We start from the raw sequence: 13038 nt of genomic DNA on the forward strand, positions 1-13038 counted from the left end.
GCACCCATTTGTTGCCTGGGTAAAGTAATTACCAAGACGCCCGCCCACGGGACGTCTCGCTTTCGTGTGCCCACTCCCAGGAGAGCCGTCGTGCCCGCTGCCCGCATGAGCCGTACCCCGCTGCCCGGAATCGGTGTCCGCTACGACCTGACGACCCGCGAGGACCGCCGGCTGTCCGTCGTCGCGAGCCGCGACGGGACACGGGTACTGAGCGCCTACCGCCGCGACGATCCCGACGAATGCAGCCTGTCGGTGCGGCTGAGCGCCGGCGAGTCCGAGGCCCTCATCGACGCGCTGATGCCCTCCCACCACAGCCCGAGCCTGCTCTCCACCACCGACCTCGGCCTCGTGGCCGAGCGGATCGAACTGTCCTCCGGCTCCCACTGGAACGGCCGCCTGCTCGGTGACACCCGGATGCGCACCGAGACCGGCGTCTCGATCGTGGCCGTGCTCCGCCGCGCCGACGCGATCCCCTCCCCCGGCCCCGACTTCCGCCTCGCCGGAGGCGACACGCTCATCGTCATCGGCACCCGCGAAGGGGTCGACGCCGCCGCCCTGATACTCGAAAGGGAGTGATCCATGCACTCGTCCGCCGTCTTCCTCGTCGAGTTCGGTGCGATCATCCTCGGCCTCGGCCTCCTCGGCCGGATCGCCGGACGACTCCGGTTCTCGCCCATACCCCTCTATCTGCTCGCCGGTCTCGCCTTCGGTGAGGGCGGACTGCTGCCGCTCGGCGCGAGCGAGGAGTTCGTGGCCATCGGCGCCGAGATCGGCGTCATCCTGCTGCTGTTGATGCTCGGCCTCGAGTACACCGCCACGGACCTGGTCACCAATCTCAAGACGCAGTATCCCGCCGGTCTCGTGGACGCCGCCCTCAACGCCCTGCCCGGCGCGGCCATGGCCCTGCTCCTCGGCTGGGGCCCGGTCGCCGCCGTCGTCCTCGCCGGCGTCACCTGGATCTCCTCCTCCGGCGTCATCGCCAAGGTCCTCGGCGACCTCGGCCGGCTGGGCAACCGCGAGACGCCGGTGGTGCTCAGCATCCTGGTCCTCGAAGACCTCGCGATGGCCGTCTACCTGCCGATCGTCACCGCCCTGCTCGCCGGCGCGGGCCCGGCCGCGGGCAGCGTGACGCTCGCCATCGCGCTCGGTGTCGCCGGCCTCGTCCTGTTCGTCGCGGTCCGCTACGGACGGCTGATCTCCCGCTTCGTCTCCAGCGACGACCCGGAGAAGCTGCTCCTCGTGGTCCTGGGACTGACGCTGCTGGTCGCGGGCGTGGCGCAGCAGCTCCAGGTGTCCGCGGCGGTCGGCGCGTTCCTGGTCGGCATCGCGCTGTCCGGCGAGGTCGCGGAGGGCGCGCACCATCTGCTCAGCCCGCTGCGGGACCTGTTCGCCGCGGTCTTCTTCGTCTTCTTCGGCCTGCACACCGACCCGGCCAGCATCCCGCCCGTCCTGCTGCCGGCACTCGCGCTCGCCGTCGTCACGGCCGGTACGAAGGTGGCGACGGGCTACTGGGCGGCGCGGCGGGCCGGGATCTCGGCCAAGGGCCGCTGGCGGGCCGGCGGCACGCTGGTGGCGCGCGGCGAGTTCTCCATCGTCATCGCGGGCCTCGCGGTCACGGCGGGCATCGAGCCCTCGCTGGGACCGCTGGCCACCGCGTACGTCCTCATCCTGGTCGTCCTCGGTCCGCTCACCGCCCGCTGGACCGAGCCCGTCGCCACCCGGCTGACCCGGCGCCGCCGAGGCACGGCCGCTCCGGCGGACGCATCGTCGGACCGGTCGGCGGACGGACCGGCGGACGCGGCTGCGGACGGGTCGCGGCAGTCGCGGGACGGGTTGCTCGACCCGGTGGGCGAGACGCACTGATGTCCGGATCTGCAACTCGCATGACATTGCCGCCATGCGGCGGTGGTTCGTAGCGTGGAAGCACGGTCACCCGGCCGCACTCCGGGCCCTTCGACCGCACCCGAACCACGACCCTGAGAAGGGGCATCAGCATGCCTGGCACCACTCCGTCGATCACGCCGGCGACCACCCTGCGCGAGCTCAGCGGCTTCGACCAGACCCCGGCCTCGCTGGCCGGCTCGACCCTGATCCTGATCGACTACCAGAACACCTACACCACGGGCGTGATGGAGCTGACCGGCTGGGAGGCCGCCCTCGACTCCGCCGCCGGGCTGCTCGCCCGTGCCCGGGCCGCCGGCGCCACGGTGATCCACGTGGTCAACGACGGCGGCGAGGGAACTCCGTACGACATCCGTGCCGAGATCGGGCAGATCCACCCGAAGGTGGCTCCGGTCGAGGGCGAGGCCGTCGTGGTGAAGACCGCGCCCGACGCGTTCGTCGGCACCGACCTGGCCGAGCACCTCGACGCCGCCGGCCACAAGGACGTCGTCGTCGCCGGGTTCATGACCCACATGTGCGTGGCGTTCACGGCCGCCGGCGCCTTCCTGCGCGGCAACCGTCCCACCGTCGTCGCCGATGCCTGCGCCACCCGCCCGCTGGGCACCGTGGGCACCGAGGTGTCCGCCGAGCAGCTCCACCAGGGCGCGCTGGCGACGATCGACGACCTGTACGGCGTCGTCGTGCCGAACGCCGCCGCGCTGAGCTGAGCCTGGCTCGGCCGAGCCGAGGAGGGGCCCGCGGGGCATCGCACGGACGCGGAGGGGGTCGCGCGGCGCGCCGCGGGCGTGCTCAGTCCAGCTGAAGCTGGAAGTGGGCCGTCTCGCGGTAGCCGGCGTCCGGCGGGGCGACCTCGACCGTGACCGGGATGCCCTTGCGGCTGGGCTCGATCCGTACGGGGACGGTACGGGTCTCGCCCTCGGCGAGGGGCGGCAGCAGGACCGAGGCGGCGCCCCGCCAGTCGGGCCAGTCCAGCGTGTAGTCGGCCGTGTGGTCGTCGAGGGAACGGCCCGCGCGGACGACGAGCGGCGCCTGGCCGTACGTGCTGACACTGCTGTCCAGGGACTCGCCGCCCGGGCGGATCGTTCCGTCGGTGTCGTTCTCGTACGTGACGGTGAAGCTGTACGTCCGGCCGCCGGCGTCGGCGTGCGGCGGGCTGACCGTGACCTTCAGACCGTCCTCGTAACGGGCGGTCATGCCGGCCGCGAAGGGGCTGGCGACGCTTCCGGACATGCCGGTCGAGCCGGACTGCTCCAGCTGCCCGTAGCCGTCGAGGCCCTTCTCGAACTCCTGCAGGGCCCACGCGCCGAGTCCGAGCAGCCCGAGGAGGACGAACATCGCGATGCCGCAGCCGAGCGGCCACCGCGAGGCGCGCTCGGCGGGCGCCTCGGCGGCGGCGCCGCCGGTCGTCGCGCCGAGGTCGCCCCCGGGCGCGCCGGCGTCGCGGCCGGTCGCGCTCTGGTCGCCGCCGGCCGCGCTGCTGTCGCTGTCGTCGGCGGAAGTCCCGGGCTGCGGCGTGTCCGTGTTCATGCGGTCAACCTACGAGAGGGCGTCACCCGGGCCATGAGCGTGGCTACTCAACCGGCCCTGAGTACGTTCAGAGGCGGCGCAGGACCGAGACGACCTTTCCCAGGACGACCGCGTCGTCGCCGGGGATCGGCTCGTAGCTCGGGTTGGCCGGGTTGAGCCAGACGTGCGGGCCGACGTGGGCGAGGCGCTTGACGGTGGCCTCGCCGTCCAGCATGGCGGCGACGATGTCGCCGTCGTCCGCGGTGTCCTGCGCCCGTACGACCACGACGTCGCCGTCCTCGATGTGGGCGTCGCGCATCGAGTCGCCGACGACGGTCACGGCGAAGAGCCGGCCCGCGCCCACGACCTGCGCGGGCAGCACGAGGGTGTCCTCGACGTGCTCCTCGGCGGTGATCGGCACACCGGCCGCGATGCGTCCGACGAGCGGGACGGTGACGGCCTGCCGCTCGCCCCGGCTCACCAGCTCGCTCTCGGCGCGTCGCTCCGGGCGGCCGTCGGGCCCGCCGTCGGCTCCGCCCTCGTGCAGGCCCTCGGCGAGCACATAGGCGCGCGGGCGCTGCGGATCCTGGCGCAGGACGCCCTTCTTCTCCAGGGCCCGGATCTGGTGGGACACGCTGGAGGTGCTGAGCAGTCCGGCCGCCGCGGCGATCTCCCGCATCGAGGGCGGGAATCCGTGCCGCCGGGTGTGGGAGCGGATGATGTCGAGGATCTGCTGCTGCCGCTGGGTGAGCCCGTCGTGGTTGGCCCGGGTGCCCGGCGGCCGGCCGGCACGGCTCCTGCCCATGGTCGGCCTCCGTTCTTCCGCTTCGTTCGTCCGCTTCGCCGATAGGGCACATTAACCCGGCCGACCGACATCCCAGCAGGTCGGGTACGCCCCGGTGCCGGTCCCGGCTGATAGCAATGGGTCATGATCAGCAGTGACGACACGGCAGCGACGGCCCGGGACCTCTCGGAGGCCGCCTGGCACCTCCGCTGGGACGACACCTCCGTGCGGGAGCTCGCCGACCGGCTCGGGCCGCCGGCCGAGGTCTCGGACGACCCGCCGCGGCTGGTGGTCCCGGTGAGCCGTCCGGAAGGCGAACCGCTCGCGCAGGCGCGGGAGTTCCGGCGGGTCGCGGACGCGCTGCGGGCGGCGCTCGGGGAGCCGGGTCTGCTCGGCGCGCACGGCCATCGCCGCCCGCCCGGCCGCCGGGCCGATCCCCGCTGGGGCCGGCCGTTCCTGCGCTGGCGGCGCGGCGGGACCACCCTGGAGCTGCGGGCCGGCGCCGCGGGTCCCGAGCTGGTCCTGGAGCCCAGCGAGACGTGGGAGTCCTGGTATCCGGACGCCGGCACCGGTTTCGTCGGAGTCGGGGAGGAATCGGGCCTTTCGGTCGACCACCCGCCGCACGAGCCGCCGGCCGACTGGGAGGACCTGGCTCTCACGCTGGCGGTCTTCCTGCGCACGCTGCCGGCGGAGACGTACGCGCTCGGGATCGCCCACTGCCTGCCGCTGTACGGGCGGATCGCCGGCAGCGGCGCACCGCTCCTCTTCGACATCGTCTCCGACGACCGGCTCTTCCTGGACTTCACCGAGTACGAGGTGGCCGAGGCGGCCCGCGGTGAGCGGGTCGCCGCGCTCGGCTGGACCCGTACGGACTCCCTGCCGCCGGGCCATCTGGATCCCGGCCTGGACGGCGGCGCGCCGTGGCGGGTGGACGCGGGCGGCCCGGGCGAGGTCGACGCGGGCGCCGCGGCCGCCCTGCTCGTCCGCACGGCCCGCGCCGCCGGCCTCGACCGCCCGACGGACCTGCTCCTCGGCGGCGAGGGCGAGTTCCGCCGGCCGTACCGGTTCGGCTTCCCGGGCCTGGGACTGCCCACGGTCTGACCGCCGCGACCCGGCGGCCGGCGGGGCCCGCGGGCCCGGTGCAGCCGCGCGGGCTACCGGCGCGGGGGCGCGGGTCTACTCGAAGCGCGCCGGGTCGCCCGCTCCGCGCCGTACGATCTCGGCTCCGCCGCCGGAGAAGTCGACGACCGTCGTCGGCTCCGTGCCGCAGTCGCCCGAGTCCACGACGGCGTCCAGCACGTGGTCGAGCCGCTCCTTGATCTCCCAGCCCTGCGTCAGCGGCTCGGCCTCGTCGGGCAGGAGCAGGGTGCTCGACACGAGCGGTTCGCCCAGCTCGGCGAGGAGGGCACGGGCGACCGGGTGGTCCGGGATCCGGACGCCGACGGTCTTCTTCTTGGGGTGCATGAGCCGGCGGGGCACCTCGCGGGTGGCCGGGAGGATGAAGGTGTAGCTGCCGGGCGTCGCCGACTTGACGGCGCGGAAGACGTCGTTGTCGACGTGGACGTACTGTCCGAGCTGGGCGAAGTTCTCGCAGACCAGGGTGAAGTGGTGCCGGTCGTCGAGGCGCCGGATGGACTTGATCCGCTCGAGCCCCTCGTGGTTGCCGATCCTGCAGCCGAGCGCGAAGCAGGAGTCGGTGGGATACGCGATCAGGGACCCGGCCCGCAGGCCGTCGACGACCGTGCCGATGGTGCGCGGCTGCGGGGACTGCGGGTGGACATCGAAGTACTTGGCCATTTTCCGACCCTACGGGATCGCGCGCGTCCCCCGCGCGCACCCGACGTCGGGGTTCCGCTCCGTTGACAGCGCCGCTCGCCGCTCTCGATACTGACTGATGGATCAGTCAGTAAGCCGTTGCCGCAACTGGAGGCACCATGTCCGACCTCCCGACCGAGCTGGTTCCGTTCACTCCCGAGCAGCGTGGCATCGTGGACCTCACCCGGGCCTTCGCCCGCGACGAGATCCGCCCGCGGGCGCGCGCCGTCGACGAGGCGGACGTCGAGACGCCGTGGGACCTGTGGCAGAAGGCCGCGAAGGTCGGGATCACCGGCTTCATGCTTCCCGAGGAGTACGGGGGCGGCGGCTTCACCGACGTCTTCACGCAGTGCCTGGTGCAGGAGGAGCTGTGCGTGGGCGACCTCGGCATCGGAAACCTGCTCTGCTCCAACGGCTTCTTCGCCGATCCGCTGCTCGAACTCGGCACCGAGGAGCAGAAGCGGATCTGGCTCACGCCGCTGACCGGCCCCGACACGCCGATGACCGCCCTCGCCACCACGGAGCCCGGCGCGGGCTCCGACGCCGCGTCCATCGTCACCACCGCCACCCGCACCGAGGGCGGCTATCTGCTGAACGGCCAGAAGGCCTGGATCTCCAACGCCGGCGAGGCCGAGCAGTACGTGGTCTTCGCCAAGACCGATCCGGCCGCCCGCTCGCGCGGCGTGAGCGCGTTCCTGCTGCGCAAGGACACGCCCGGCATGAGCTTCGGCGAGCCCATGCGGAAGATGGGACAGCGTGCGATCGTCTGCCGCGAGATCTTCCTCGCCGACGCCTTCGTGCCGGAGGAGAACCGGCTCGGCGCGGAAGGCCAGGGCTTCCACGGGCTGATGCGGACCTTCGACGTCTCGCGCACGGTGCTCGGCGCGGCGGCCACCGGTGTGGCGCGGGCGGCGTACGAGTACGCCCGCGACTACGCCCGCACGCGGCAGCAGTTCGGCAGGCCGATCGTCGAGCACCAGGCGGTCGCCTTCCGCCTCGCCGACATGCGCACCCGGATCGAGCAGGCGCGGCTGATGACCTGGCGCGCCGCCAAGCGCCTCGACGCGGGTCTGACCGCCACCACGGAGGCCGCCATGGCCAAGCTGACGGCCTCGGAGACGGCGGCGTACTGCACGTGGGCGGCGGTCCAGACCCTCGGCGGCTGGGGCTACTCGCGCGAGTACCCGGTGGAGCAGTGGATGCGGGACGCGAAGCTGGAGGAGATCGAGGAAGGCACCTCGGACATCATGCGGCTCGTGATCGCGCGGGGCCTGTGATGACCGGGCCCGCGCAAGCCCCGACCGGCAGCTCCACGACCGGCGCGTACACGACCGCCGAGTCCGTGAGCGACGCGCCCTCGTCCGGCGGGTCCCCGACCGGCGGGTCCCCGACCGGCGGCCCCGCGTCCGGCAGCTCCCTGAGCGGCGGCGAGGCGGTCGTGCGCGCGCTCGCCGCGCACGGCGTCACCGACGCGTTCGGCATTCCGGGCACCCACAACCTGGAGATCTACCGCCACCTCGAGCCGTACGGCATACGGCACGTGACGCCACGTCATGAACAGGGCGCGGGATACGCCGCCGACGCGTACGCACGGGTGTCCGGGCGGCCCGGCGTCGCGATCACCACCACCGGCCCGGCCCTGCTGAACATCGCCGCCGCGGTCGGCCAGGCCCACTCCGACAGCGTGCCCCTGCTCGTGGTCTCGCCCGGCATGCCGCTGCGCCATCCGCGCCAGTCCACCGGCCTGCTGCACGAGATGCGCAGCCAGTCCGAGGCGCTGCGCGGTGTCGCCGCGTTCAGCCACCGGGTGTCGTCCGTGGCCGAGATCGACGCGGCGGTCGCGCGGGCCTTCACCCTCTTCCGTACCGGACGGCCCCGGCCGGCCCACATCGAGGTGCCGCTGGACCTCCTGGAGGCGGTCGAACCGGCCGGCCCCGTACGGCTCGCGCCGCCCACCGGGCCGCCCGCGCCGGATCCGGCCGCGCTGGAGGCGGCGGCCGCGGCGCTGCGCGCGGCCCGACGCCCGGTGCTCGTCCTCGGCGGCGGCGCCCGGTCCGCGGCCGCGGAGTGCCGGGCCCTCGCCGCGGCGCTCGGCGCACCCGTGGTCACCACCGCCAACGGCAAGGGCGTCGTGGACGAGCGCCACCCGCTGTCGCTCGGCGTCGGTCTGCACAGCCCGGCCGTGCAGAAATGGCTGGCCGACCGCGACGCCGTCCTCGCGGTCGGCACCGAACTGGCCGAGTCCGACGTCTGGGGCCCGCTGCCGGCGCTGTCCGGCACGCTGATCCGGGTCGACGTCGACCCGGCGCAGATGTACGCGGGAATCGTGGCGGACGTCCCCGTCGTCGGCGACGCGCGCACCGTCCTCGCCGCGCTGCTGGCGGCGGTCGACGGGCCCGGCCGGACCGGGGCGGACCCGGCGCGAGCCGGCGACGGCGCCGATCTGGCCCTGCTCGTCGCCGACCTGCGCACCGTCCGTGACGACGAGACGCGGGGCCGGGACGCGCGCTGGCTGCCGTATCTGCGGGTGATGCGGCGGGTTCTCGCCGAGGACGCGGTCATCACCTCCGACAGCGCCCGGTGCTGCTACTACGGCGCGCTGCCGCATCTGCCGCTCGGACCCGAGGGCCGCTATCTGCATCCCACCGGCTTCGGCACGCTCGGCTACGCGCTGCCCGCCGCGATCGGCGCCCGGACGGCCTGTCCCGATCGGCAGGTGGTGGCCCTCAGCGGCGACGGCGGTCTGCAGTTCTCCGTGCAGGAGCTCGCGACCGCCGCGCAGCTGGGCGCGCCGCTGCCCGTCGTCGTCTTCGACAACGGCGGCTATGGCGAGATCCGCGAGGAGATGGCGGCCCGCGGCGACCGGCCCACGGCCGTCGACCTGCCGGCCGTCGACCTGCCCGCGCTGGCCCGTGCGTACGGCGGGCGGGGCACGGCGGTCCACTCGCCCGAGGAGTTCGCCGCGGCCCTCGCCGAAGCGCTGGTCACCCCAGGACCCACCGTCGTCACCGTCCCCGAGGAGCCCTCCCGATGACGTCCCCGAAGCCCCTTACGCCTCCTCTGGTCTCCGTCACCTGGACGGATCACGTCACCGGCCGCCAGGGACACCTGGTGATCGACCGGCTGGTGCGCGGCGTGTCCAGCGGCGGGCTGCGGATGCGGGCCGGCTGCACCCTCGACGAGGTCACCGGACTCGCCCGCGGCATGACGATGAAGGAGGCCCTCCACTACAACCCCGAGGGCCGTTACGTCCCGCTCGGCGGCGCCAAGGGTGGCATCGACTGCGATCCGCGCGACCCGGAGGCGTTCGGCGTGCTCGTCCGCTACCTGCGCGCGATGCGCCCGTACGTCGAGCGTTTCTGGACCACCGGCGAGGACCTCGGCCTCACCCAGGACCTGGTCGACCGGGCCGCCGCCGAGGCCGGTCTGGTCTCCTCCGTCCAGGCGGTCTATCCGCTGCTCGACGACGAGGCGGCGGCGCGGCGGCGGCTCGCGGACGCGTTCGCGGTGACGGTGGACGGCATCGGGCTCGACGAACTGGCCGGCGGCTGCGGCGTCGCGGAGTCCGTGCTGACCGCGCTCGACCGGGCCGGCGTGCCGCACGCGGGCACCCGGGTCGCGGTGCAGGGCTTCGGCACGATGGGCGGGGCGACGGCCCGCTTCCTGGCCCGCGCCGGGCTCAGGATCGTGGCCGTCGCCGACGTGAAGGGCACGATCGCCCATCCGGACGGCCTGGACGTCGAGGCGCTGCTGGCCGCGCGCGACGCGTACGGCACGGTGGACCGTGCGGCGCTCAGGCCGGCGGACACCGAACTGCCCGGCGACGCCTGGCTGTCCGTGCCCGCCGACGTCCTGGTCCCGGCGGCCGTCTCGTACGCGATCGACGCCGGCAACCAGGCCGCGATCACGGCGCGCTGGATCGTCGAGGCGGCCAACATGCCGGTCCTCGCCGACGCCGAGGAGCTGCTGGCGGCGCGCGGGGTCACGGTCCTGCCGGACGTCGTCGTCAACTCGGCGACGAACGCCTGGTGGTGGTGGACGCTGTTCGGCGACATCGGCGCCGACGCGGACGAGGCCTTCGCCCACATCCGGGGCGCCATGCGGGCCCTGGTCGGTCAGGTCCTGGACCGGGCCGAGCGGGACGGCACGACGCCGAGGGCCGCGGCGCACGGCGTGGTCGCGGACCGGCTGCCGGTGATCGCCGAGCGCTTCGGCTGGTACGCATGAGCCTGGACGCCCTGTTCGACCCGCGCTCCGTCGCGGTCGTCGGGGCCTCCGCCGATCCCGCCAAGTGGGGCTACTGGCTGGCCTCCGGCGCGCTCGCCGGCCGGTCCCGGCGCCAGGTCCACCTGGTCAACCAGCGCGGCGGCAGCCTCGACGGCGTCCCGTTCCTGCCGGATCTCGCCGCGCTGCCGGCCGTGGCCGAGCACGTGGTGGTCGCGGTGCCGCCGCGGCAGGTGCGGCCCGTGGTCGTGGCGGGCCTCGCGGCCGGCGCCCGCTGCTTCACGGTGATCACCTCCGGTGGCGCGGACCCGGCGGAGGAACGCGAGCTCGCCGCCCTCGTCACCGCTCACGGCGGCCGGCTGCTCGGCCCGAACTGCATGGGCGTCGTCGACACCACCACCGAACTGCGTCTCAGCTGGGGCGACTTCCCGGCCGGTTCGGTCGGTCTGGTGTCGCAGAGCGGCAACCTCGCCCTGGAGATCGGCCGGCTGCTCGGCCGGGCCGGCCAGGGCTTCTCCCGCTTCGTGTCGCTCGGCAACCAGCGGGACATCGACGCCGCCGACGCGCTGGAGTGCCTCGTCGCCCACGACGCGACCCGGGTCCTCGCCGCGTACGTCGAGGACTTCCGCGACGGCCGCCGCCTGGCCCGCACCCTGGCCGCCGCCCGCGCGGCCGGCAAGCCCGTCCTCCTGCTCACCCTCGGCCGCAGCGCCGCCTCCGGCCGTGCGGCGGCCTCCCACACGGGCGCCCTGGTGAGCGCCCGCGCGGTGGTGGAGGCGGTGTGCCGCGACGCGGGAGCGGTGCTGCTCGACTCGGCGGGCGAACTCGTCGACACGGCCGTGCTGTTGGCGGCGTCCCGGCCGGAGTCCGGACGCGCGGGGCGCCCGCTCGGTGCCGGCCGCGTCGCCGTCGTCGGTGACAGCGGCGGGCAGGGCGCGCTCGCCGCCGACGCGCTGGTGGCGCGAGGGCTCGACGTGCCGGTGCTCGAGCCCGGCACCCGGGCGGCCGTCGAAGCGCACCTGCGCGGCCGGACCGGCGGCTGCGCGAACCCGGTGGACCTGGCGGGCGCCGGCGAGGCGGACCTCCACAGCTACGCGCGGGTCGCGCGGGCGCTGCTCGACGGCGGCGACACCGACGCGACCCTGCTCACCGGCTACTTCGGCGACTACGCCACCGCCAATCCGGGCCAGGCGGCGCAGGAGTGCGAGGTCGCCCGGGAGCTGGGCGAGGCCGCGCGGGCGTCGGGCCGGCTGCTCGTCGTGCACACCATGGCCCGGGACACTCCCGCCCTGGCCGAGCTGCGCCGGCAGGGCGTGCCCGTCTACGAGCGCGTCGAGCAGGCGGCGACGGCGCTTGCGCACTTGGCCCGGCCGGAGCGGACGGCGGCCGGGCCGCCGCCCGCGCTGCCGGGCCGCCCGTCCGGCCCTCCTCTCACGGACGGCGGCTACGAGACCGTGCGCGCGCTGCTGTCCTCCCACGGCCTCGGCTTCCCGGCCGCCGCGTTCGTCACCACCGCGGACGAGGCGGCCGACGCGGCCCGGCGGCGCACCGGCTATCCGCTCGTCCTCAAGGCGATGGGTCTGGCCCACAAGACGGAGGCGGGCGGCGTGGCCCTGGGTATCGCCGACGAGCCGGCGCTGCGGGCCGCCTTCGCCCGGATGCGGGCGGCGACCGGCGCCGGCCGCTTCGCGGTGGAGGCGATGGCCGTCCACCCGCAGGCGGTGGAGCTGATCGCCGGGGTCCGTCACGACCCGGCGTTCGGTCCCGTCGCGATGGTCGGTCTCGGCGGTGTCACCGCCGAACTGCACGCCGACACCGCGCTCGCCCTCGCCCCGCTCACGCCGCCGCGGGCCCGCGCGCTGCTGCTCTCGCTGCGCCACGCGCCGCTGCTCACGGGCTGGCGGGGCGCGCCGCCGGTCGATCTGGAGGCCGCCGCGGAGGCGCTGTGCGCGCTGACGCGGGCCGCGGCCGGCCACCCGGAGCTCGCCGAGCTCGAAGTCAATCCCCTGCTCGTCCACCCGGGCGGCGCGCTCGCCCTCGACGCTCATGGAGTGCTGACCTGACCGGCTCCGACGACCGTGCGGGCTTCGACGGCCGGACGTAGCGCGTGACCGGCGGCGGCAGCGGCATCGGCCGCGCCGTCGCCCTGGCCCTGACCGCGGCGGGCGCGCGGGTCGCGGTCGCGGGCCGCACGCCGCAGCGGCCGGCCGAGACCGTGGCGCCGGCCCAGAAGGCCGGAGGCGAGGCGCTCGCCGTGCCGACGGACGTGCGGGACCCGGACGCCGTGGACGCGCTGGTCGCGGCGGCGGTGGAGCGGTTCTGCGGGCTCGACGGCCTGGTCGACGACGCGGCCGGCAACTTCGTCGTCCCCGGCGTCGACCTGTCGCCGGGCGGGCGGCGCGCCGTCGTCGACATCGTCCTGAACGGCTCCTCCTCCTGCACCCGCGCCGTCGCCCGCCGGCTGCGCGAGCAGGGTACGGGCGGCTCGATCCTGTCCGTCATCGCCACGTACGCCTGGCACGGCCATCCGGGCACGGTCCACTCGGCCGCCGCGCAGGTGGGTGCGCTCGCGACGACCCGCACCCTCGCCGGGGGAACTCGCCCCGCTGGGCATCCGCCTGAACTGTGTCGCTCCGGGGCCCACGGAGACGGCGGGCGCGGGCGCCGCGCCGTGGGCGACGCCGGAGGCCCGCGCCGAGGTCCTCGCCACGATCCCGGCGGGCCGGTTCGCCGACCGGCGGAGATCGCGGACGCCGCGCTCTTCCTGCTGGGCGACCGGGCCTCGTATCTGACCGGCGCATGCCTGA

At 74.9% G+C, this 13038-nt stretch carries 11 protein-coding genes and 1 pseudogene; 9 read left to right on the forward strand and 3 right to left on the reverse strand.

The window, feature by feature from the left end:
* Window positions 1–105: 105 nt before the first annotated feature.
* The 3 genes from ACIGO8_RS06215 (at window position 106) to ACIGO8_RS06225 (ending at window position 2609) form a co-directional block, all read left to right on the forward strand.
* The gene (locus tag ACIGO8_RS06215) at window positions 106–576 is read left to right on the forward strand and encodes a cation:proton antiporter regulatory subunit (protein WP_399726756.1); all 471 of its coding nucleotides are present in this window, start codon (window positions 106–108) and stop codon (window positions 574–576) included.
* 3 nt (window positions 577–579) lie between these two features.
* Complete coding sequence (locus ACIGO8_RS06220; protein WP_399724655.1) at window positions 580–1863, forward strand: cation:proton antiporter; 1284 nt, start codon at window positions 580–582, stop codon at window positions 1861–1863.
* A gap of 131 nt (window positions 1864–1994) precedes the next feature.
* A complete protein-coding gene (locus ACIGO8_RS06225; protein WP_399724657.1) occupies window positions 1995–2609 on the forward strand; it encodes a cysteine hydrolase family protein in 615 nt (204 codons plus the stop codon).
* 82 nt (window positions 2610–2691) lie between these two features.
* Here the strand turns inward: ACIGO8_RS06225 and ACIGO8_RS06230 are convergent, their stop codons facing one another.
* Both ACIGO8_RS06230 and lexA read right to left on the reverse strand, forming a co-directional pair.
* Complete coding sequence (locus ACIGO8_RS06230) at window positions 2692–3429, reverse strand: hypothetical protein (RefSeq protein ID WP_399724659.1); 738 nt, start codon at window positions 3427–3429, stop codon at window positions 2692–2694.
* Window positions 3430–3496: 67 nt separating this feature from the next.
* Window positions 3497–4213: a transcriptional repressor LexA gene (gene lexA / locus ACIGO8_RS06235; protein ID WP_399724662.1), complete on the reverse strand. Its 717-nt coding sequence runs from the start codon at window positions 4211–4213 to the stop codon at window positions 3497–3499.
* 123 nt (window positions 4214–4336) lie between these two features.
* Here lexA and ACIGO8_RS06240 point away from each other — a divergent pair, with 123 nt between their 5' ends.
* Window positions 4337–5293 (forward strand): hypothetical protein, encoded by a 957-nt coding sequence (locus tag ACIGO8_RS06240; RefSeq protein ID WP_399724664.1) that lies wholly within the window; start codon window positions 4337–4339, stop codon window positions 5291–5293.
* A 75-nt stretch (window positions 5294–5368) separates the two neighbouring features.
* Here ACIGO8_RS06240 and ACIGO8_RS06245 read toward each other — a convergent pair whose 3' ends face one another.
* Entirely contained in the window at window positions 5369–5989 is a 621-nt protein-coding gene (locus ACIGO8_RS06245) for an L-threonylcarbamoyladenylate synthase (RefSeq protein WP_399724667.1), read from the reverse strand.
* 137 nt (window positions 5990–6126) lie between these two features.
* On the opposite strand from ACIGO8_RS06245, the gene ACIGO8_RS06250 reads away from it, so the two are divergent.
* The 5 genes and pseudogenes from ACIGO8_RS06250 to ACIGO8_RS06270 all read left to right on the forward strand — a co-directional run.
* Window positions 6127–7284, forward strand: a complete 1158-nt coding sequence (locus ACIGO8_RS06250; RefSeq protein WP_399724670.1) for an acyl-CoA dehydrogenase family protein — start codon at window positions 6127–6129, stop codon at window positions 7282–7284.
* Complete coding sequence (locus ACIGO8_RS06255) at window positions 7284–9041, forward strand: thiamine pyrophosphate-dependent enzyme (protein WP_399724673.1); 1758 nt, start codon at window positions 7284–7286, stop codon at window positions 9039–9041. The genes ACIGO8_RS06250 and ACIGO8_RS06255 overlap by 1 nt, the downstream gene beginning before the upstream one ends.
* On the forward strand, window positions 9038–10234 hold the full coding sequence (locus ACIGO8_RS06260; protein WP_399724676.1) for a Glu/Leu/Phe/Val dehydrogenase dimerization domain-containing protein: 1197 nt from the start codon (window positions 9038–9040) through the stop codon (window positions 10232–10234). Before ACIGO8_RS06255 ends, ACIGO8_RS06260 begins: the two co-directional genes overlap by 4 nt.
* Window positions 10231–12294 carry an acetate--CoA ligase family protein gene (locus ACIGO8_RS06265; protein ID WP_399724679.1) on the forward strand — a complete coding sequence of 688 codons (2064 nt, stop codon included), beginning with the start codon at window positions 10231–10233 and terminating at the stop codon, window positions 12292–12294. The genes ACIGO8_RS06260 and ACIGO8_RS06265 overlap by 4 nt, the downstream gene beginning before the upstream one ends.
* A 44-nt stretch (window positions 12295–12338) precedes the next feature.
* Window positions 12339–12992: pseudogene (locus ACIGO8_RS06270) on the forward strand (SDR family NAD(P)-dependent oxidoreductase); the annotation flags it as partial.
* Between the last annotated feature and the right edge of the window lie 46 nt (window positions 12993–13038).

Origin of the sequence: Streptomyces sp. NPDC053493, assembly GCF_044544825.1 — a bacterium.
Classification (GTDB): domain Bacteria; phylum Actinomycetota; class Actinomycetes; order Streptomycetales; family Streptomycetaceae; genus Streptomyces.

What these genes read in the sequence shown, in the direction of transcription:
- ACIGO8_RS06215 (WP_399726756.1), top strand. Translation starts at nt 106, where the DNA reads ATGAGCCGTACCCCGCTGCCCGGAATCGGTGTCCGCTACGACCTGACG.
- ACIGO8_RS06220 (WP_399724655.1), top strand. Translation starts at nt 580, where the DNA reads ATGCACTCGTCCGCCGTCTTCCTCGTCGAGTTCGGTGCGATCATCCTC.
- ACIGO8_RS06225 (WP_399724657.1), top strand. Translation starts at nt 1,995, where the DNA reads ATGCCTGGCACCACTCCGTCGATCACGCCGGCGACCACCCTGCGCGAG.
- ACIGO8_RS06230 (WP_399724659.1), bottom strand. Translation starts at nt 3,429, where the DNA reads ATGAACACGGACACGCCGCAGCCCGGGACTTCCGCCGACGACAGCGAC.
- lexA (WP_399724662.1), bottom strand. Translation starts at nt 4,213, where the DNA reads ATGGGCAGGAGCCGTGCCGGCCGGCCGCCGGGCACCCGGGCCAACCAC.
- ACIGO8_RS06240 (WP_399724664.1), top strand. Translation starts at nt 4,337, where the DNA reads ATGATCAGCAGTGACGACACGGCAGCGACGGCCCGGGACCTCTCGGAG.
- ACIGO8_RS06245 (WP_399724667.1), bottom strand. Translation starts at nt 5,989, where the DNA reads ATGGCCAAGTACTTCGATGTCCACCCGCAGTCCCCGCAGCCGCGCACC.
- ACIGO8_RS06250 (WP_399724670.1), top strand. Translation starts at nt 6,127, where the DNA reads ATGTCCGACCTCCCGACCGAGCTGGTTCCGTTCACTCCCGAGCAGCGT.
- ACIGO8_RS06255 (WP_399724673.1), top strand. Translation starts at nt 7,284, where the DNA reads ATGACCGGGCCCGCGCAAGCCCCGACCGGCAGCTCCACGACCGGCGCG.
- ACIGO8_RS06260 (WP_399724676.1), top strand. Translation starts at nt 9,038, where the DNA reads ATGACGTCCCCGAAGCCCCTTACGCCTCCTCTGGTCTCCGTCACCTGG.
- ACIGO8_RS06265 (WP_399724679.1), top strand. Translation starts at nt 10,231, where the DNA reads ATGAGCCTGGACGCCCTGTTCGACCCGCGCTCCGTCGCGGTCGTCGGG.